The organism is Myroides sp. 1354, assembly GCF_030324495.1.
GTDB lineage: Bacteria > Bacteroidota > Bacteroidia > Flavobacteriales > Flavobacteriaceae > Flavobacterium.
Genome location: NZ_JACAGN010000029.1, coordinates 1 through 19,796, shown reverse-complemented (window position 1 = coordinate 19,796; position 19,796 = coordinate 1). Strand labels below are relative to the sequence as shown.

The 19,796-nt window shown below is 36.0% G+C and carries 18 protein-coding genes; 4 read left to right on the top strand and 14 right to left on the bottom strand.

Going from position 1 to position 19,796, the window contains the following annotated elements:
• The first annotated feature begins 705 nt into the window (after nucleotides 1-705).
• Nucleotides 706-2,097, top strand: a complete 1,392-nt coding sequence (gene lpdA / locus HX004_RS17350; RefSeq protein WP_286444073.1) for a dihydrolipoyl dehydrogenase — start codon at nucleotides 706-708, stop codon at nucleotides 2,095-2,097.
• Nucleotides 2,098-2,755: 658 nt separating this feature from the next.
• On the opposite strand, the gene HX004_RS17345 is transcribed toward lpdA, so the two are convergent.
• Both HX004_RS17345 and HX004_RS17340 read right to left on the bottom strand, forming a co-directional pair.
• Nucleotides 2,756-3,448: a LytR/AlgR family response regulator transcription factor gene (locus HX004_RS17345; RefSeq protein WP_286444070.1), complete on the bottom strand. Its 693-nt coding sequence runs from the start codon at nucleotides 3,446-3,448 to the stop codon at nucleotides 2,756-2,758.
• Nucleotides 3,424-4,416 (bottom strand): sensor histidine kinase, encoded by a 993-nt coding sequence (locus HX004_RS17340; protein ID WP_286444068.1) that lies wholly within the window; start codon nucleotides 4,414-4,416, stop codon nucleotides 3,424-3,426. The genes HX004_RS17345 and HX004_RS17340 overlap by 25 nt, the downstream gene beginning before the upstream one ends.
• Nucleotides 4,417-4,576: 160 nt before the next feature.
• On the opposite strand from HX004_RS17340, the gene HX004_RS17335 reads away from it, so the two are divergent.
• Nucleotides 4,577-6,958 (top strand): TonB-dependent receptor, encoded by a 2,382-nt coding sequence (locus tag HX004_RS17335; protein ID WP_286444075.1) that lies wholly within the window; start codon nucleotides 4,577-4,579, stop codon nucleotides 6,956-6,958.
• 4 nt (nucleotides 6,959-6,962) lie between these two features.
• Nucleotides 6,963-7,805: a DUF4249 domain-containing protein gene (locus HX004_RS17330; RefSeq protein ID WP_286444067.1), complete on the top strand. Its 843-nt coding sequence runs from the start codon at nucleotides 6,963-6,965 to the stop codon at nucleotides 7,803-7,805.
• A 198-nt stretch (nucleotides 7,806-8,003) separates the two neighbouring features.
• Here the strand turns inward: HX004_RS17330 and recN are convergent, their stop codons facing one another.
• The 11 genes from recN to HX004_RS17275 all read right to left on the bottom strand — a co-directional run bounded on the left by recN (nucleotide 8,004) and on the right by HX004_RS17275 (nucleotide 18,087).
• On the bottom strand, nucleotides 8,004-9,659 hold the full coding sequence (recN, locus tag HX004_RS17325) for a DNA repair protein RecN (RefSeq protein ID WP_286444066.1): 1,656 nt from the start codon (nucleotides 9,657-9,659) through the stop codon (nucleotides 8,004-8,006).
• A 35-nt stretch (nucleotides 9,660-9,694) separates the two neighbouring features.
• The gene (gene porD / locus HX004_RS17320; RefSeq protein ID WP_286444064.1) at nucleotides 9,695-10,585 is read right to left on the bottom strand and encodes a type IX secretion system protein PorD; all 891 of its coding nucleotides are present in this window, start codon (nucleotides 10,583-10,585) and stop codon (nucleotides 9,695-9,697) included.
• Nucleotides 10,578-11,783, bottom strand: coding sequence for a bifunctional phosphopantothenoylcysteine decarboxylase/phosphopantothenate--cysteine ligase CoaBC (gene coaBC / locus HX004_RS17315; RefSeq protein ID WP_286444063.1), 1,206 nt, complete (start codon nucleotides 11,781-11,783; stop codon nucleotides 10,578-10,580). The genes porD and coaBC overlap by 8 nt, the downstream gene beginning before the upstream one ends.
• A 13-nt stretch (nucleotides 11,784-11,796) precedes the next feature.
• Nucleotides 11,797-12,114 carry a DNA-directed RNA polymerase subunit omega gene (locus tag HX004_RS17310; protein ID WP_002987014.1) on the bottom strand — a complete coding sequence of 106 codons (318 nt, stop codon included), beginning with the start codon at nucleotides 12,112-12,114 and terminating at the stop codon, nucleotides 11,797-11,799.
• A 12-nt stretch (nucleotides 12,115-12,126) separates the two neighbouring features.
• The gene (locus HX004_RS17305) at nucleotides 12,127-12,933 is read right to left on the bottom strand and encodes an outer membrane protein assembly factor BamD (protein ID WP_286444062.1); all 807 of its coding nucleotides are present in this window, start codon (nucleotides 12,931-12,933) and stop codon (nucleotides 12,127-12,129) included.
• 135 nt (nucleotides 12,934-13,068) lie between these two features.
• On the bottom strand, nucleotides 13,069-13,548 hold the full coding sequence (locus HX004_RS17300) for a hypothetical protein (RefSeq protein WP_286444061.1): 480 nt from the start codon (nucleotides 13,546-13,548) through the stop codon (nucleotides 13,069-13,071).
• Between the two features lie 63 nt (nucleotides 13,549-13,611).
• Entirely contained in the window at nucleotides 13,612-14,130 is a 519-nt protein-coding gene (locus tag HX004_RS17295) for a ferritin (RefSeq protein ID WP_182647713.1), read from the bottom strand.
• Nucleotides 14,131-14,134: 4 nt separating this feature from the next.
• Nucleotides 14,135-15,019, bottom strand: coding sequence for a 4-hydroxy-tetrahydrodipicolinate synthase (dapA, locus tag HX004_RS17290; protein ID WP_286444060.1), 885 nt, complete (start codon nucleotides 15,017-15,019; stop codon nucleotides 14,135-14,137).
• Between the two features lie 6 nt (nucleotides 15,020-15,025).
• Nucleotides 15,026-15,538 carry a DUF6913 domain-containing protein gene (locus HX004_RS17285; RefSeq protein WP_286444059.1) on the bottom strand — a complete coding sequence of 171 codons (513 nt, stop codon included), beginning with the start codon at nucleotides 15,536-15,538 and terminating at the stop codon, nucleotides 15,026-15,028.
• A gap of 64 nt (nucleotides 15,539-15,602) precedes the next feature.
• On the bottom strand, nucleotides 15,603-17,603 hold the full coding sequence (gene ligA / locus HX004_RS17280; RefSeq protein WP_286444056.1) for an NAD-dependent DNA ligase LigA: 2,001 nt from the start codon (nucleotides 17,601-17,603) through the stop codon (nucleotides 15,603-15,605).
• Nucleotides 17,604-17,613: 10 nt separating this feature from the next.
• On the bottom strand, nucleotides 17,614-18,087 hold the full coding sequence (locus HX004_RS17275; RefSeq protein WP_286444055.1) for a DUF6495 family protein: 474 nt from the start codon (nucleotides 18,085-18,087) through the stop codon (nucleotides 17,614-17,616).
• 158 nt (nucleotides 18,088-18,245) lie between these two features.
• Between HX004_RS17275 and HX004_RS17270 the strand changes: the two genes are divergently transcribed.
• Nucleotides 18,246-18,716: a DinB family protein gene (locus tag HX004_RS17270; protein WP_286444053.1), complete on the top strand. Its 471-nt coding sequence runs from the start codon at nucleotides 18,246-18,248 to the stop codon at nucleotides 18,714-18,716.
• Between the two features lie 34 nt (nucleotides 18,717-18,750).
• Here HX004_RS17270 and HX004_RS17265 read toward each other — a convergent pair whose 3' ends face one another.
• On the bottom strand, nucleotides 18,751-19,707 hold the full coding sequence (locus tag HX004_RS17265) for a helix-turn-helix transcriptional regulator (RefSeq protein ID WP_286444050.1): 957 nt from the start codon (nucleotides 19,705-19,707) through the stop codon (nucleotides 18,751-18,753).
• Nucleotides 19,708-19,796: the final 89 nt, after the last annotated feature.

Below are 19,796 nucleotides of genomic sequence, written 5' to 3'. Positions count from 1 at the left end.
GGATCAATACCCGTTTGCTGAGCGCCAATAAAGTTCTGGCTTTGTGAAAAAAAATCTTTCATAGACATATTGTATTAGAATTGAGGTATTTCTGACTCATAAAAAACGTCGTGATTCGCATCCAACAATAGTTATAAAAAATATAACCTAGATTTTTTGTAATCTATCACCTCACCCTCATCAACTCCTCATCAAAAAATCTACGTAAAACACTATTTTTCAGAAGCATAAACATTTTAAAAGTAGAACTATATTCGATCAATCTCTTTCTCATTATTCTTAAACAAAGGATCAAAAGCAAAAGAAAATTAACAAATCAACACTTTTTTATAAATACAGAATTTCAACAATAACTTCAATCTGATTCAATTCACCATTTTAATGCTACAATCTCCAAGCCACAATCATAAAAGCGAAAGCCTTTTCTCCCTACTTATCCTTTTTTCACTAGGTAGAATCACAATGTGAATACCCTATACACCATTTTGATATGCTCACACTTTTTGTATTCAAAAAAAATCATCAACCATTAAAGAATAGGTAATGTTTTCAAACATTAGTTAACAATAGTATTCACAAACTCACGCTCTTGGAACTCGAATTTACAATTCGATAATTTACTGTCTATCAACTTTTCAAACCGAAAGTTTTAAGTACGGAAATAATTGATTATTTTCGTAGCGTAAAATATAGAAATACATACATATGAAATTCGATATTATTGTTTTAGGAAGTGGCCCTGGAGGTTACGTTACTGCAATCAGAGCATCTCAATTAGGCTTTAAAGTCGCAGTAGTTGAAAGAGAAAATTTAGGAGGTATTTGCTTAAACTGGGGATGTATCCCGACGAAAGCCCTTTTAAAATCTGCACAAGTATTTGAATACTTGAAACATGCATCTGATTATGGTTTGACAATTAATGGAGAAGTTGATAAAGATTTCGACGCTGTAGTTGCACGTTCACGTGGAGTTGCTGCTGGAATGAGCAAAGGAGTTCAATTCTTAATGAAGAAGAACAAAATTGAAGTTATCGATGGATTTGGAAAAGTAAAACCAGGAAAGAAAGTTGACGTAACAGATAAAGATGGAAAAGTAACAGAGTACAGTGCTGACCATATTATCATCGCAACAGGAGCTCGTTCTAGAGAATTGCCAAACTTACCTCAAGATGGTACAAAGGTAATCGGATACCGTCAAGCATTAACTTTGCCAAAACAACCAAAGAAAATGATTGTGGTTGGTTCTGGCGCAATTGGAGTTGAGTTTGCTTATTTCTATAACGCAATGGGTACTGATGTAACTGTTGTTGAATTCATGCCAAATATTGTTCCTGTAGAAGACGAAGATATCTCTAAACAATTTGAGCGTTCATTGAAAAAAGCTGGAATTAAAGTGATGACAAATGCTTCTGTTGAGAAAGTTGACACGACTGGAGAAGGAGTAAAAGCAACTGTAAAAACAGCAAAAGGAGAAGAAATCATCGAAGCAGATATCGTTTTATCAGCGGTGGGTATCAAAACGAATATTGAAAATATCGGTTTAGAAGAAGTAGGAATTGCTACAGATAGAGATAAAATCTTAGTAAACGATTTCTACCAAACGAATATCCCTGGATATTATGCAATTGGAGATGTTGTTCCTGGACAAGCTTTAGCACACGTTGCTTCTGCAGAAGGAATCCTTTGTGTAGAAAAAATCGCTGGTCACCATGTTGAACCATTAGACTATGGAAACATTCCAGGATGTACGTATGCTACTCCTGAAATTGCTTCTGTTGGATTAACAGAGAAAAAAGCAATCGAAGCTGGATACGAAATCAAAGTAGGAAAATTCCCATTCTCAGCTTCTGGTAAAGCACAAGCTGGAGGAACACCTGACGGATTTGTAAAAGTTATTTTCGACGCAAAATATGGAGAGTGGTTAGGATGTCACATGATTGGTGCTGGTGTTACGGATATGATTGCAGAAGCAGTTGTAGCTCGTAAATTAGAAACAACAGGATACGAAATCCTTAAAGCTGTTCACCCTCACCCAACAATGAGTGAAGCAGTAATGGAAGCTGTTGCTGATGCATACGGTGAAGTAATCCATTTATAATCGGAAATCATACTAGTTTCAAACATAAAAAAGTCTGTCGATCATCGACAGACTTTTTGTTTTTATCCCTTTTTTGCAACTCTTTTTATTCCTTAATCTTTTTGAAAATAGAGCATAATTAGCTATATTTAAACCTATTAACCATAAATACTCTACTTATGAATCGATTTTCAACCTCCTTTTTACGGAGTCTTACTTTTTTAATCCTAGTCGTCGGCATGATACTAATGGTTCAAAACATCGACCAATTCCTCTATAAACAAACCTTAGAAATTGGATCACTTACTCTTGCACTTGCCTGCATTGCCATTAGTATTTTAGGACAGCGAAAGCTAAAAAAATCAACCAGCATTTCTAACTTATAAGGCTAGTCTAAAAAATTAGATCTAGCTTCAAGGTAGATCTAATTTATATGATTCTATTTTTTTCATGAACATCCACAACTTCCAGTCTATCTTTATATCCAAAATATAACACACTATTTTTTCAAGGAAAATACTACAAAAAATATTGCAAAAAGACTTTTTGCATCTCGTGATGTTGTTCAAATCACCTGAAACAGATAGTTTGCTCTCTATTATAAAAAGCACCATTTTTTTAGCAAGAGAATTAAAACAAAAAAGCCCCCTGCAGAAAAACAAAAAAACAATTTCCTCTGTTATTCAATCAAAATCTGATATTTTCTTCCTACAGGTACCTCAATAGCAGCAAGTAAGGTTACTTTTCCCAATTCCTTTTTCACTATGTGCTTGCGATTGACAATAAACGAACGATGTACTTGTATAAAATAGTCGGGTAATTCCGTTTTTATACTAATCAACGATCCATAAACGAAATAACTTTTACTGCGGTTCTCTACATATATTTTAATGTAATTCCCCGCACTCTCAATAAAGAGGATTTCATCCATATCCAAGAGAATATCCATTCCATCTTCTCTAATTTTCAACACATTATCTTTCACTACATCGGTAGACTCTCTCCTGTCTTTACAAAATATTTTTGCTTTTTCAATGGCTTTTAAAAATTTGCCAAATGAAATGGGCTTCAACAAATAATCAACCGCGTCCTTCTCATAAGATTCTAAAGCAAAATCCGAATAGGCGGTAGTTATAATTGTAATAGGCTTCACTGCTAACATATCCAAAAACTCCAATCCTGAAATTAACGGCATATTAATGTCTAATAACAGAATATCTACTTCATTTTTTTGTAAAAAAAGTAAAGCTTCTTTACCAGAAAAGGCATTGCCTACACATTCTAAATCTTCACATTGATTGATATGACTCGTCAAAACTTGATGTGCTGGTTTTTCGTCGTCTACGATTAAACATTTGTATTTAGTCCCCATAATGTAAGTTTTGCTTTATATAAATTCTTTTGATCTTCTACGTCAAATCGAGCGTGTATTCCAGACACTTCCAATCGCCTTCTTAAGTTATTCAATCCTAACCCTGTTCCTTTTTTTTGTTTGTCAATGGGCAAGCAACTATTGGTGATTTCAAAATATATTTTCCCTTTCTCTTCTTTCCATCGAATTGAAATAGACGGTTGTTCCGTTTGCAAACTAAATTTCACTGCGTTTTCAACTAAACTAAAAAACAACAAAGGAGGTACATTATAAGCTTCTAAATCTCCTTGATACTCTATATCTACTACAAGAGAATCACTGGTAAATTTGTAGTAATCTAAATACTCATTTACAAAGTCAATTTCTAACTCCAACCGTACCTCTTCTTTCTTACTTGCCTCTATTTGATAGCGAAACAAGTGAGAAAGCTGTAAGATGCGATTAGGTGTATCATTGGGATTTGTCAATGCTTCACCATATAGATTATTCATAGCATTCAGCAGAAAGTGCGGATTCAATTGCATTTTCAAAAAGTCTAATTCTGCCACAGTATTGGCCAATTTTCGTTCGCGTAAGGTTATATTTTGAAATGCCCATTGATGAATAAAATAAGTACCTGTACCCAAAATAGTAAAAAACAACGTATTAGTTATTTCAAGAAGGATCGATTTAAACTCTCCTATATAAATGGCATATTGACTCAAGCAAAACACGCCAAACACTAAGTATACAACAAACCAAAGCAAAAAAGATTCATACTTTTTCACTAATAGAAATCGCTTGATAATGAAAACATTATTAAGATAAATCAAAAAGTAGATTAAAGAAATGGCAGGAACCATCTCCACCAATATCTCTCGAATCGTCTTATCGCCTAAACTCGTGTATTGAATAAATCCAAAAATCAAACACAAAGTTAATAACCCGAAAATATTGCGATACCATATATTAGAATACCATCTCCACATTGTAATTTGTTTATGGACTAAAGGTACTCCATCCAACACATTGATTGCAAAAAACTTATACAAAAACCATTAAGATAAAAAAACAACCTTTTACATATTCTTTTCTTAAAAACCCCTAAAACTTAACTATTTTCGTACTCGAATTAATTATCAAACTATGATGATACCTAATCAACTCAGAACGGCATTTTTACTAGGTGCCTTGTTCTTTATCACGATGGGAATGAAAGGTCAGTCGACTTACCTTTTACAAGGGACCATAAAAGACAACCGTGAACCTTTAATTGGCGCAACGATTTACATTGATGAAATCAATAACGGCGTCATAACAAATGAAAAAGGACAGTATTCCATCTCCTTAAAAGAAGGAACTTACTCCTTAAAAGTATCTTATATTGGTTATGCCGATAAGTTTACGAAAGTAAATTTAACTAAAAACCAAACCTTAGATTTTGCGCTTACCACAGATAATTCAGAATTATCTGAAGTGGTTATTGTACAAAATAAAAACAAAGTTGATATTCGAAAACCCGAAATGAGCGTCAACAAATTGAGTACGGAAGAAATCAAAAAAATGCCTGTTGTACTTGGGGAAACGGATATTTTAAAGTCAATCCTTCAACTTCCAGGTGTAACAAACGCTGGGGAAGGTGCCGCTGGATTTAATGTTCGCGGTGGAAGTGCTGGACAAAACTTAATTCTATTGGATCAAGCTAGCGTTTATAGTTCTTCTCACCTTTTTGGATTCTTCTCTATTTTTAACTCAGACGCTATTCGCGATTTAAAATTGTATAAAGGAGGAATTCCCGCTCGTTTTGGAGGAAGAGCTTCTTCTGTATTAGATGTAAATCAAAAGGAAGGAAATAAAAACGATTACGCTTTTGAAGGGGGAATCGGAGTAATCTCTAGCCGATTATTAGCCGAAGGACCTATTCAAAAGGGAAAATCCTCCTTTTTGATTGCAGGACGTGGTTCCTATGCTCACTTATTCCTAAAAATGACAGATAATAAAAACTCTGCTTATTTCTATGACATCAATACAAAATTGAGTTTTGATATCAACAAAAAGAATAAAATTTACTTTTCTGCTTATTACGGAAAAGATATTTTCAGTTTCAAAGATTTAATGAAAAACAGCTTTGGTAATCTAGCTGCGACCTTAGATTGGCAAACGATGTATCATGACAACTTGAGAGGTAATCTTACACTTTCGACGAGTCAATATACTTATGACTTAGATTTGGATTTAGTTGGATTTAATTGGACGAATGGAATCAAAAGTACCCAAATAAAATACGACTTTTTACACGATATTAATTCTGCTTTACAATTGCGCTATGGGGTTGGACATACAGAGTATATCTTTTACCCTGGAACCATCAAACCAACAAAGAGCGACTCTTCCATCAATTATAAAAAAATTGACAACAAATACGCTTCGGAAAGTAGTGTGTACGTGGAAGCAGAACAAAATTTTGGTCAACATATTAGCGTGAACTACGGCTTGCGTTTCTCTCACTTCAATGCAAAAGGAAAGGGAATTGAACATACCTATGCAAACAATCAACCCGTTTGGTACGACCAGCAGTTGGGAGTGTATAAAATGGCTGATATCCTAGAAACGACCTATTATAAGAAAAACAAATCCATTGAACATTTCAACAATCTGGAACCACGCCTTGGAATTGCTTATATCCTCAATGACAACCAGTCCATCAAAGCAAGTTATAACCGCATGACACAATACATCCATCTGATGTCTAATACGGCTGCGCCAACGCCTTTGGACATTTGGACGCCTAGTGGAAAATACACAGATCCTGAATTAGCGGATCAAGTCGCGTTGGGTTATTTCCAAAACTTTGCAGACGGAAAATTCAGTTTAGAAACAGAAGTTTTTTACAAGAAAGTAAAGAACAGCATTGATTATATTGATGGTGCTCAATTAGTGGGTAACGAAGCTATTGAACGCGTAATCCTCAACGGAGAAGCAAGAGCCTACGGATTAGAAGTACTCTTCAGAAAAAACTTGGGCAAATTAACGGGATGGGTAGCTTATACTTTATCAAGAGCAGAACAACGAACTCCAGGAAGAACGGCTGACGAACCAGGAATTAACAACGGAGATTGGTATAGAGCTGCTTATGATAAACTACATGATTTATCTATTACGGCTATGTATGAATACAATCCTAAATGGACCTTTAGTGCAAGTTTCACTCTTCAATCTGGACGTCCAATCACCTATCCTGAAGGACAATATGAATACTTAGGACTACGTGTACCTAAATTTGGAGATCGCTATGCGAACAATATGCCAGCTTATCACCATTTGGATGTTTCCGCTACGTATACGCCAAAACCAAATTCAACAAAACGCTGGAAAGGAGAATGGGTATTTGGAATCTACAACTTATACAGTCGATACAATGCTGCTTCTATCTCGTTTAGAGAAAATGAAGACATCCGAGGAAAAAATGAGGCAGAAAAAATGTCTATCTTCGGTTTAGTACCAAGTGTTACCTACAATTTTAAATTTTAAGCACATGAGAGTTTTACCCTATATACTTATTTTTCTAGCCGTTTCATTGACTTCGTGTACGAAAATCATTGATATTGATTTACCAACGGCTGAACCGAGATTGGTTGTGGAAGGAAATTTAGACTTCAACAAAATGGGAGCTACGGACACTGTATTTGTCAGATTGAGTTTGACTACAGATTATTTTAATCTAGAAATACCTCCTGTGAACAACGCTATTGTACGTATTAGCGACAAACAAGGCAATCAATTTCTATTGCGTGAATTAGCTCAAACTGGACGTTACTACACCACAGAAATTAACAAACCAGTAGATGGTGATACCTTCAAGTTACAAATAGAATACGACAATGACCTATATGAAGCAACTGAAACCTATAGCTCAAGTCCTGAAATTCTTGAAATTACACAAGAACGCGAAAGATACTTTGAGAAAGATTACTATGTATTACGCGTTTATTACCAAGATACACCACGTGCAAATCAAAACCTAAATTACTACTATTTCTTTTATCAATACGCCTCAAAAGCTCCACAACCACGTGTATTATCTAATGAATACTCTAAAGGCAATAAAATGGAATCGCTGTTTATCATAGATGAAGATGCACGTCCAGGAGAAAAAGTAGAAATTGAATTTGCGCAAATTTCAAGAAACTACCACGATTTCGCCCTGAGCTTTTTTGATGCTATCGGCAATGGAGGTGGACCTTTCCAAGTACCTAGCGGTCGCATTATTGGAAACATGAAAAATAAAACAACACCTGAAAAAGAAGCCTTAGGCTACTTTAGAGTGATTGAAAAACAAAGTGCTACTCATACTATTTTTGAACAGCCTAAAAAATAAAAAAAGCGACAAAAACAAGAATGTTTTTGTCGCTTTTTTTTCCAGTTATCAGTGATCTGTTATGAGGTATCGATAGATTTTTCTAAAATAAGAAGGTATTTTCTTTAAATGAAAATATCAACGAACAAAAAACAACAATCAAAAAACAAAAAAAACATCCCTTCAAGGGGATGGTTTTTCTATATTGATCATCTTCTGTCAACTGTTCAACAACTCCTTTGCGTGTTGCAAGGCTGATTCGGTAATATCTTTTCCAGACAACATCTGAGCAATTTCTTCTACGCGATGTTCCTGATCCAATTGAATTAATTTTGAAGTAGTTGAATCCCCTTCAGAGGCTTTAAATACTTTATAATGTTGGTGTCCCTTCGCTGCAATTTGAGGTAAATGCGTAATGGCAAAAACCTGCATCAGGGTACTCATATCTTTCATGATGACTCCCATTTTATCTGCAATCTCTCCTGATACTCCAGTATCGATTTCATCGAAAATAATGGTTGGTAAATTAGAATAACGCGCTAAAATTGCTTTAATTGCCAACATAATACGAGACAACTCTCCTCCAGAAGCCACTTTCTTCAGCAAGCCGTAATCCATCCCTTTATTTGCCGAAAATTGCAATTGCATTTGATCTTTTCCGTTATTCAAATACTGATCGACCGTTTTAAAATCAAACTGGAACGTAGCATGTGGCATTCCAACTAACGTCAATATTTCGATTAGCTGTGCTTTCAAAGCGGGAATTACTTGTTGTCTTGCCTGAGACAACTGATCGGCTAATTGGTCTAACTTGAGCAATAAAGACGCGATTTGTTTTTCAACGGCTACAATCTTATCTTGTACTTCTCCAACCTGAAACACTTTGTCATGTAAGCCCGTTTCAATGGCAATTAACTCCTCTACGGAATTCACTTGATGTTTCTTCTGCAAAGCATACAACACTTGCAAACGCTCTTGCAAAACAGTTAGTCGTTCAGGATCCGAGACCACATGATCCACTTCACGCTCAATTTCATTCGCTAAATCCGCCAATTCAATTTCCGCACTCACTACACGATTGTAAAGTTCTTCGTAATCTTTAGAAACTACAGCTGTTTTTTGTAGGGTTTGACGCAATTCTTTTAAGCCTTGAATAATCCCCACCTGATCAGCTGTTAATAGTTGTGTTGCCAACGCAAAGTTTTCGCGTACATGCTCAACATTATTTAATTTTTCGAATTCACTTTCCAGCTCTACTTGATCAACTGTTCCCAATTGAAGAGCCTCAAGTTCTTCTAAAAGAAAGGCATTGTAATCCTGTTCTTTTAGCAATTCGATTTCTTCTTCTTTTAACTGTTTGAGTTCGCTAACTGACGTTTTATATAATTTCAATTGCTTTTGATACTCTTCTAAAATTTCTTCATTCTTAGCGATAGCATCAATCACTTTGATTTGATAAGTTTCTTCACTCAATTCACTGGTTTGATGTTGAGAGTGAATATCCAACAACACCGCACTTAACTCTTGTAAATCCGTCAAGTTAACAGGAGAATCATTAACAAAAGCCCTCGATTTTCCTGAAGGTAAAATTTCTCTTCGAATGATAGTCACAGGTTCATAATCCATATCCAAGAAAGAATAGAGTTCTTCTAATTTATATGGATCTACGTGAAACTGTCCTTCAATCACACATTTTTCTTCTTTATTTTTGAGGGAGCCTAAATCTGCGCGTTTCCCTTGTAAAAGACCTAATGCGCCTAGAACAATTGACTTTCCAGCGCCAGTTTCACCCGTAATAATAGAAAATCCCTTAAAAAATTCAATTTCTAAATGGTCTATTAAAGCGAAATTTTTTATACTCAATGAAGTAAGCATAAGCCGAAACGATTAAATTTTAGAGTGAAAGATACTTATAAATTATTCCATTTAGAAGCATTTAGAGGAGATATTGCATGTAATATTTCAGTCACACGCTTCTTGTTGCGATCTGCAATTCCGCTATAAAGGTTGACTAATTCTTCCGTTTTCGCATCAAAAAACACGCGAACTAAAAGTGAATTAGATCGAACAGCATTATACTGTCTCAAATCTTCTAGCCCTTTAAATACACCATCTCGACCTTCTTCTAGGCCTTCACTCATCGTATCCAAGCCCAAACGGTGATATTTGTATAATGCTTCGCGAAAAGGTCTACTTGCTCCTGAAGTTAAATCGTTAATCAGTGTATAACGCGTATTGGTACCATCCCCTTGTTTCCATCCTTTTGCCCCTGATTGTTGCGCCATTGAAGCAATCATAGATGCTTCTTGATAATAAGCACTCCCACCATCTTTAGCAAAAGTATCACCATCCATTCCTAAAATAACATGAACATAAAAAGAAACTAAGGAAATTAAATTGGATTCATATGTACCTGAACTATAACGCAACGGCTCAAATTCAGTATAGCTAAAGGCAATATCTTTGTCGTTAAAGTTTAGCACAGGGCTAGTATAGGTCGTATTGAAAATAGGACGACCATATTGTACTTGCAGAGTACCTGAAATATTAGTGTTATTGTCAAACGAACTAACGGTCAACAAAAAGGTACAATCTATTTTTTCATTGGAATTGATGCGTTGAGACGTCCAGGTTGTTTGATTCAACAATTCTTTTAAGGACTTTTCTAAGGTTCGGAAATAATTTTGATGTGCATTTCCTACTTGTGCAAAATTCACACTTACATTAGCGTTTAATTCTTGTGCCTGACAAGTGCCAATCCAAAGAAAAAAACAAGCGAAAAGTCCAAAAAGTTTATTCATAGTGTTGAATGATTTTATTGACAATATCTTGAGCAACGGCCTCTTTTGATTTCAATTCCATGGGTTGAACTACAAAATTGCGATCAATAAAGGTAACCTTATTCGTTGGTTTTCCAAAACCTGCCCCCGTATCGTTGAGCGAGTTTAACACGATCAAATCTAGATTTTTCTTGGTTATCTTTTGTTTGGCGTGTTCCACTTCATTTTCCGTTTCCAAGGCAAAACCAATGAGGTATTGTTGTTTTTTAATCGCACCTAAAGAAGCTAAGATATCTGGATTCTTATCCAGGGTTATCGTAAACGCTTCAGCATTCTTTTTTATTTTTTGAGTAGCCACCTCTTTTGGGCGATAATCCGCCACTGCGGCAGCGGCGACTACAGCATCGACTTCATCAAAATACTGATGACAAGCCTCGTACATCTCCGATGCAGACATGACAGAAATCACTTGAACACGAGAATCTTCAATCTTTTGATTCGTTGGTCCACTAACTAAAATAACTGTTGCCCCTTGTTTGGCTGCTTCTTTCGCGATATCATACCCCATTTTTCCGGAAGAGTGATTCCCTATAAAACGCACGGGATCGATTGGTTCGTATGTAGGACCTGCTGTAATTAATATTTTTTTTCCTTGAAGAGGTAAATCTTGGCGTAGAGTATCTTGCAGTACAGCAACAATCGTTTCCGGTTCTGCCATTCTACCTTGTCCTACTAATCCACTCGCTAATTCCCCTTCTTCTGCAGGAATTATCACGTGATTATAAGATGATAAAGTAGCTAAATTTCGTTCTGTTGACGGGTGTACATACATGTCTAAGTCCATAGCAGGCGCTATATAAACAGGACATTTAGCAGACATATACACCGCTAAAAGTAGGTTATCACATAGACCATGAGTCATTTTAGCTAATACATTAGCGGTTGCAGGCGCAATAAGCATAATGTCCGCCCAAAGGGCTAATTCTACGTGATTATTCCATGTTCCACTATCCTTTGCATTAAAAAACTCCGTATACACTGGTTTTTTAGATAAAGTGGATAAAGTAAACGGGGTAACAAATTGATGAGAAGCAGGTGTCATGATTACTTGAACCTCGGCACCTGCTTTAATAAGTAAACGTACTAAACTTGCCGTTTTATAAGCGGCAATTCCACCAGTTACACCTAGTAATATTTTTTTTCCGCTTAACACTGACATGTTCTAGTATATGCTATTTGTTAACTTCTTTGAATGAAACTTTTCCTTCCAACCATTCTTCTACTGCTAATGCTTGAGCTTTCGGAAGTTTTTCATAGAACTTTGATACTTCAATTTGTTCTTTATTTTCAAAAACCTCATCTAAACTATCATTGTTAGTAGCAAACTCCTCTAACTTATCAATCAATTCGTTTTTAATTTCAACGTTGATTTGACTTGCTCTTTTTGCGATAATAGTAATAGCTTCATAGATATTACCAGTTGGTTCTTCAATTTTACTTTTATTATAAGTAATTGTGTTTACTGGAGCAGTTGTTTTCTTTAAATCCATTTTACGCTTAGGTTATTTTGAAATTTTTTGTAATTCTGTGTTTATCTCTGCAAGCATTTTATCTGCTTTCTCTTTGTATTTTGTTTCACTGTTAAAACGAATCAATGCATCGTACATTCCCTTTGCATTATTCAATCGCTCTTCCAATCGGCTATAAACGCTATTCATCGCTAGTTTATAAGCTGAATCCAATTTGTAATATAAAGCATCTTCTTTATACTCCGTTCCTGGGAAATCGTAGATAAAATTATCTAAAGCTACAATAGCCGCGCCGTAATTTCTAGTATACGCTCCAATTGTATTCAATTGCTTGGCATTTTCAAACGATTTTTGTTCCAGCTTTTTATTCATTTCACTCATGATTGAATTAGCTTCAAAAATGAAATCTGAACCAGGATACTGGTCAATAAATTTTTGCAATTTACCAATCGTTGTATTGGTGATCGTTTGATCCAAAGAATAAACGGGAGATAATTCTACTCCACATTTAATTTCTTTTAATAAAGCTTCTTCTCTGCGTTCCGCTCTAGGATAAGTAGCTGCAAATAACTTAAATCGCTCAGCTGCTAACATATAATCTTTCGTTACATAAGTAGCTTCCGCAAAGTTAAAGTACATATCCTCATACCCTGGTCGACCTCTAAACGAAGTCTCTACTTGTTCGTATAATCGGATAGCCTTTCTATACTTTTGTTGTTCGTAGTATTGATTAGCAACTTCCTTTTTGAATTCTAAATCTTCTGATTTCATTGCTTTTTGCAAGGGTGAACACCCTACAAAAGTCAAAGCCAAAAGAGATAATCCGATGTATTTTTTCATTTCGTTTATTCGGTATTAAACAATCACCTGTTTGAGTTATAGCACTTCAATAGCAACTGCAAATTTAGTTATATAATTGCATTATACAAAAACCTTTCTTTACTAAAAAGAAAAAAAGCTCTTTTTTATTTTATTTTAACAAGATATTTTAGTAAACGATTGTACATCTGAAGGTAGGTTCCTTCTTTTTTCCAACCAATTACTCCAATATGGTTTATCGTCAATTGAGAAAAAATAATCTCGATCCACAGTCTTTACACATAAAAAATTACCCGAATCATTAAAAACATAGGCCGATTGCTTGCGAAATTTACGGTAACCGTATCCGCCGAATTTCCCCATATAATCAAGATTATCAACGAATACTTCCTGAATATCCTCCAAGCGAATCTCGTATTTTTTTCGCACACCATAGATTAACGAAGTTTCTGTATGTCCTATTGTGTAATCAAAAGAGGTAGTATACAAATAAATTAGAAGCACTAAAATTAGAAGTGATCCCAAAAACCAATAATCTCCAGTTAGCACACTAAAAAAAAACAGGATTAGACAAACAAAGAACACCATAAATTTAGCTGATTTTTGTTTGTAAATATTCATTCTCTCACTAAACATAGCTCATTATTTTAAAGCTAAAAAGATGCCTATTGGCATCTTTTTATCCCTATTTTTTATCCATTAAACCGTAGCAGAAGTTGCACCTGCATCTCCCCTAAAGCTCTTCATATCATTGTCGAATAAATAAAGTCCACCTTTATCATCGCCAATTAGATTAATCTTGTCTAGAATTGTACGTGCTGTTGCTTCTTCTTCTATTTGTTCGGATACATACCATTGTAAGAAGTTATGTGTTGCATAATCGCGTTCTTCTAACGCTATATGTACTAATTCATTGATACTTTTTGACACAAATACTTCGTGTGCAAATAATTGTGTAAAAAGCGTTTTGAATGAAGCATAATCCAACTCAGGCTTTGCTACTGCTGGAATAGTTGCTTCCCCTCCTCTTTGGTTGATATACTTCACCAATTTAAGCATATGGGTGCGCTCCTCATTTGACTGATCATACATAAAAGAGGCAATTCCTTCAAATCCTTGAACTTCTGCCCAAGTTGCCATCGCTAAATAAATTTGAGATGAATCCCCTTCTATTTTAATCTGTCCGTTTAAAGCATCTTGCAATTTTTTCGATAACATAATTTTATTTTTTGAGTTTTATAAATTCTTTTTCTATTCGTTGTTCTAAATCTTGATCTACTGGAACTAAAGGCAATCTTAGTTCATTTTCGATTACACCAGCTTGGGTTAAAACTGCTTTAATTCCACCTGGATTTCCTTGTTCGAAAATCATATCAATAATAGGCATCATTTGATATTGCAAAGGGAAAGCTTCTTTGATATTTCCTTCCAATCCCAAGCGAATCATCGTTGAAAACGGCTGTGGAATTCCTTGTCCAATAACAGAAATAACTCCTGCTCCACCTGCTAATGTCAAAGGCAATGCAATCGCATCATCTCCCGAAATCACCAAGAAATCTTTGCGCGTTGACTGTCTAATCAATTCCATACCCTGAACGATATCTCCCGCTGCTTCTTTAATTCCCACAATATTAGAAAATTCATTTGCCAAGCGGATAACCGTTTTTGGGCTCATATTGCTTCCTGTACGACCTGGTACATTGTACAATAAGATAGGTAAACTACTTTGTTGTGCAATCGCTTTGAAATGTTGGTAGATCCCTTCTTGTGTTGGTTTATTATAGTAGGGTGACACAGATAAAATAGCATCAAATCCCGCTAAGTTTTCTGGATTTAATTCCTCCACAACTTGCGCTGTATTATTTCCTCCCACTCCTAAAACCAAAGGTAATTTACCTGCATTCGCCTTGATCACCGTCTGTTTTACTACTTCCTTCTCTTCTTTCGTCAAAGTAGCTGATTCTCCCGTTGTTCCTAAAACCACAAGATATTCAACCCCTCCTTGAGTTACGTAGTCCACTAAGCGTTGTAGTGCTTCAATATCAACAGATTTATCTTTTTTGAATGGAGTAATCAAAGCTACTCCCGTACCTTTTAGCGATTGCATAGTCGTTTATTTCGTTTTAAAAATAGTTATATAATTCATTAAATGTTTAACATATGGCGTCGCTTGTAGCTCCTGAATGTCTAAACTAAAGTGGTTGATTTTTGGTGTTACCGTCGCAACACCAACCTTAAATTTCGCTTTGGATTTTGCACTTACCCATAGTAAAGGTACAATATCTTTCGCATAAAAATTAATCAACCAGTCAAAAGGTTGATCGATAAAGCGCTTTACTTCTTGATTCTGTACCTCCCCTGTTAGCGTGAAATCACCCATACTAAACGAAGGATCTAATAACTGTTTAGTCTTGGTTAATCCTGTATAAACCAAAACATTAATCTGATCTGCCGATACACCACTTTGACGTAATGCTTGAATCAATTCATCCACCTTCGGCACGTCAGTCTTTTCAATTAAAATACCTATCGTCTTGGGTTTACCATCAAAATCTGATGTTACTCCTTTTAATGTAGCCTGATTAATTGCTTTTTTTAATGTTTTCTTTTTGAAAGTACTAAACATAATTCTTTGATAAGAAGTAAAGTTAGAAAAAGCCTAATAATATTCTAACTACTTTAACAACAAATTATTTAATCATAGTTAAAAAGGCTTCCTCCGTCAAAATCGTTACTCCCAATTGATTGGCTTTTTCCAATTTTGAAGGTCCCATTTTATCTCCAGCCACCACATAATCCGTTTTTGAGCTAATTGAACTTCCGTTTTTTCCTCCGTGATCTTCAATCATCTGCTTCAATTCATCTCGACTAACCTGTGTAAACACACCCGAAACTACAATCGTTTTTCCCTTTAAAAGATCCGAAACAACCGTAGATTCCTTTTCCTCTAACACCATTTGAACACCATACGCTTTTAAGCGCTCAATGGTTTGTTTGTTGATATCATTGCTAAAGAAATCGATAACACTTTGTGCAATGCGCTCTCCGATTTCATCAACCATCATCATTTCCAACATGGGTGCTACAGCTAAGGCATCAATTGATTTATAGTGATTCGCCAATTTCTTAGCGACTGTTTCTCCTACAAAGCGAATACCCAATGCATATAATACACGTTCAAAAGGAATCGCTTTTGAAGCTTCAATTCCCTTAATTAAGTTATCTGCCGACTTTTCAGCCATACGTTCTAAAGGCAACACATCTTCCTTCTTCAATTCATACAAATCAGCGTAGTCTTTTACTAAACCATTTTTGTACAACAACACTACTGTTTCTTCGCCCAATCCTTCAATATCCATGGCTTTGCGCGAGATAAAGTGTTGAATTCTTCCTGCAATTTGCGGGGGACATCCATATACATTTGGACAATAGTGCTGAGCTTCTCCTTTGTTTCGCTTCAAAGGTGTATCACATTCTGGACAGGTAGTTATATAAACAGTAGGTTGAGAATCTGCTGTACGAACAGCCGTATTTACTCCAACAATTTTAGGAATAATCTCTCCTCCTTTTTCAACATAGACATAATCGCCTACGCGAATATCCAATTTAGCTATTTGATCTGCATTGTGCAAAGACGCACGTCGAACCGTAGTTCCCGCCAATTGCACTGGTGCTAAATTCGCCACAGGAGTAATGGCTCCTGTTCGGCCTACTTGATATACAATCGACTCCAACAAGGTTTCCCCTTGTTCGGCTTTAAATTTATAGGCAATCGCCCAACGAGGAGATTTAGCTGTGAATCCCAATTCTTCTTGATCGTGTAGGGAATTCACTTTAACTACTACTCCATCCGTTTCATACGGCAATTCATGGCGATGTACGTCCCAATGCGCAATAAATGCCAAGACTTCGTCCATACTTTTTGCCAATTTGGAAACAGTAGGCACTTTAAAACCCCATTGACGCGCTTTCTCCAATCCTTCATATTGGGTTTCAAAACCTAAGTCCGACCCCGTTAAATTGTACAACAAACACTCCAATGGACGCTTAGCCACTTCTGCACTATCTTGTAATTTCAAACTTCCTGAAGCGGTATTTCTTGGGTTGGCATACGGTTGCTCTCCAATTTCGATAAGCTCTTCGTTCATGCGTTCAAATCCAGCAAAGGGCAAAACAATCTCTCCACGAATATCAAAACTCTTGGGATAGTCCGTTCCTTTCAAGCGAATGGGTACTGATTTTATCGTTTTAATGTTATTCGTTACATCATCTCCTTGAACGCCGTCTCCACGAGTAACCGCACGTACTAAAACCCCATCTTCATACGTAATGCTAATAGAAGCACCATCGTATTTTAATTCACAGGTATACTCCATCGGAACATCGCCCAATACCTTTTGAATGCGCTTCTCCCAATCCAATAAATCTTCTTGAGAATAAGAATTGTCCAACGAATACATTCTGTTTCGGTGTACAATGGTTTCAAAGTTTTTAGTAATTGTTCCTCCTACACGTTGAGTAGGTGAATCCGCATCAAAAAACTCAGGATGCTTTTGTTCTAAAGCTTCTAATTCCTTTAATTTTTGATCAAATTCAAAATCGGAAATCGTCGCATTATCTAAGACATAATAATTGTAATTATGCTCGTTTAATTCTTTTCTAAGGGCCTCAATTTTGTTTTTCGCTTCCATACAACCTAAGTTACAGTTTCAACATCTCTTTAAATTGGGTATACAATACGCCATCACTCAAAATTGCTCCTTGGCGAATGATATCAAAAATTTCTGCATTGCGATCTGATCCAAAGTTCTTTCCTCCGTGCTTCACTTCCACGTCGGCCGTAAACACAGCTTCAGACAGCCATTGCAATCCTTCTTGCGTTAAGAAATCAATATCTTGTTGTAGCGTTTTAATCACAATGGTATTGATGTATTGCTCATCAAACCCAAATAAGAAAATATGATTTTTTGAATAGTGCTCCAAATATTGAGCCTTACTCAAAACACCTTCCCAGATCAAGTCTGAAAACACATCTAATTCTTGTTCAGCAACTTCTGGCTTTTCCTCTTTTAACTTATCCCATTCATTTTTATCGATTTGCTGTGCAGCTAAAAATTTTACAAATTCCGGATGTAATTCCTCAAATTGTTCTTTTGTCAGACGAGAATACTTCATAATAATTTCTTTGAAAGACAAAAATACTAATTATAAAACGTTTTTCTGTGTTTGTGGTACTAGGTCTATAAAAAATAATTTTCACCAAAACCTCCTGACAAACCGTTGTCAATCCTCCATTCTATCTTTGCGGTATAACAAAGAAAAATACACCACAAATGAACACAGTTATTATTTCCAAAGAACAACTTTTACAGTACTGGCAAGGCCAAAGAAGTTTAACAAGACGCGTAATCGAGGCTTTTCCAGAACATGATTTATTCAATTTCACCCTTGGAGGAATGCGTCCTTTTTCTATGATGTGCGCTGAACTAATTGCTATTGCAGTTCCCTCATTAAAGTCTATTACATCCAATCAAATTACCAAATTTGACGAAAAACCAACGTTTAACTCTAAAGCAGAACTTTTAAAACAATGGGATGAAGACACCATTCAGATTAACGCTTTATTCCCCCTTCTTACTGAAGCTCAATTTCAAAACAACTTTGTGCTATTCGGAGAACACGACTTAAAGATTCAACAGCACGTCTTTTACTTCATCGACAATGAAATTCACCACCGCGGGCAAGCCTATGTGTATTTACGCGCATTGGGAATCGAACCCCCTTATTTCTGGGAAACATTCTAAAAAAATAAAGTCCTTTCATTAAAATGAAAGGACTTTATTTTTTGTGTTTTTCTAAACTCTGTTCTAATAACTGTATTACTTTTTCTTGCAATTCGATTGGTTCAATAATCTCCGCATGATCAGCAAACATCAAGAACCAACGGGGAAATCCATTGTTAAAATCTTTCATTTTGAACTGCATTTCAACTTGTTCACCTCGATCGATTTCTTCCACAAAACCATAGTATTTACGCTCCCAAACCAAATAAGCAGCCATTTGTTTTGACACCAAAATACGCACCTCTAAATTTCGCTCTAGATTGCGGTTAGGCAAATACAGTTCTAACGCTCCATGCTCTAAGGCGAATAGCTCCTCAAGCAATTCAATAGACTGAATGCGATCCGATCGAAACTGACGATACGATTGACGCAAATGACAATAGGCCATGAAATACCAAAAGCTATTTTCGTGGAATACACCTATAGGTTCCACTATGCGAAAGGTAGCCTCTGTTTCCACTCCCGCGAGATATGCAATGCGAACTTGCTGTTTTAGCGAGATACTCTTAAACAAGGTAGATAAGGCAGAAGGTACTTTCTTATTGAAAACCGTTTTATTAGAACGCATAACAACTGCAGGTGCAATCCCCGATACTTCTGCTTTTTGAGAAGAGCGCAATACCGCTTTCATCTTAAATAAAGCTGAAGTAAAGTGATCACTGAGTTCTTGATCCACATAGACCTGCATAATTTTTTCTGCTGCCACAAAACTCAAAGCCTCCTCGCGGGTAAATAACGTCGGAGGAATCTTATATCCATCCACCACAGCATAACCGACTCCAGCTTCACTATAAATGGGTACCCCCGCTTGCTCTAAGGAGCGAATGTCTCGGTAAATGGTACGCAGACTCACCTCAAATCGATCTGCCAATTCCTGAGCAGTTACAATCGGTTTGGATTGTAAGTGAATGAATATACTGAGGATGCGATCAAATCTTTTTTTTATGTCCATTTTGGGGGTATGAGTTATGGGTTATCAGTTATGGGTTATCAGTTATGGGTTATCAGTTATGGGTTATCAGTTATGGGTTATCAGTTATG

Bases quoted from the DNA above. Each gene is read 5' to 3' on its own strand.
- lpdA (WP_286444073.1), top strand. From the start codon at position 706: ATGAAATTCGATATTATTGTTTTAGGAAGTGGCCCTGGAGGTTACGTT.
- HX004_RS17345 (WP_286444070.1), bottom strand. From the start codon at position 3,448: ATGGGGACTAAATACAAATGTTTAATCGTAGACGACGAAAAACCAGCA.
- HX004_RS17340 (WP_286444068.1), bottom strand. From the start codon at position 4,416: ATGTGGAGATGGTATTCTAATATATGGTATCGCAATATTTTCGGGTTA.
- HX004_RS17335 (WP_286444075.1), top strand. From the start codon at position 4,577: ATGATACCTAATCAACTCAGAACGGCATTTTTACTAGGTGCCTTGTTC.
- HX004_RS17330 (WP_286444067.1), top strand. From the start codon at position 6,963: ATGAGAGTTTTACCCTATATACTTATTTTTCTAGCCGTTTCATTGACT.
- recN (WP_286444066.1), bottom strand. From the start codon at position 9,659: ATGCTTACTTCATTGAGTATAAAAAATTTCGCTTTAATAGACCATTTA.
- porD (WP_286444064.1), bottom strand. From the start codon at position 10,585: ATGAATAAACTTTTTGGACTTTTCGCTTGTTTTTTTCTTTGGATTGGC.
- coaBC (WP_286444063.1), bottom strand. From the start codon at position 11,783: ATGTCAGTGTTAAGCGGAAAAAAAATATTACTAGGTGTAACTGGTGGA.
- HX004_RS17310 (WP_002987014.1), bottom strand. From the start codon at position 12,114: ATGGATTTAAAGAAAACAACTGCTCCAGTAAACACAATTACTTATAAT.
- HX004_RS17305 (WP_286444062.1), bottom strand. From the start codon at position 12,933: ATGAAAAAATACATCGGATTATCTCTTTTGGCTTTGACTTTTGTAGGG.
- HX004_RS17300 (WP_286444061.1), bottom strand. From the start codon at position 13,548: ATGTTTAGTGAGAGAATGAATATTTACAAACAAAAATCAGCTAAATTT.
- HX004_RS17295 (WP_182647713.1), bottom strand. From the start codon at position 14,130: ATGTTATCGAAAAAATTGCAAGATGCTTTAAACGGACAGATTAAAATA.
- dapA (WP_286444060.1), bottom strand. From the start codon at position 15,019: ATGCAATCGCTAAAAGGTACGGGAGTAGCTTTGATTACTCCATTCAAA.
- HX004_RS17285 (WP_286444059.1), bottom strand. From the start codon at position 15,538: ATGTTTAGTACTTTCAAAAAGAAAACATTAAAAAAAGCAATTAATCAG.
- ligA (WP_286444056.1), bottom strand. From the start codon at position 17,603: ATGGAAGCGAAAAACAAAATTGAGGCCCTTAGAAAAGAATTAAACGAG.
- HX004_RS17275 (WP_286444055.1), bottom strand. From the start codon at position 18,087: ATGAAGTATTCTCGTCTGACAAAAGAACAATTTGAGGAATTACATCCG.
- HX004_RS17270 (WP_286444053.1), top strand. From the start codon at position 18,246: ATGAACACAGTTATTATTTCCAAAGAACAACTTTTACAGTACTGGCAA.
- HX004_RS17265 (WP_286444050.1), bottom strand. From the start codon at position 19,707: ATGGACATAAAAAAAAGATTTGATCGCATCCTCAGTATATTCATTCAC.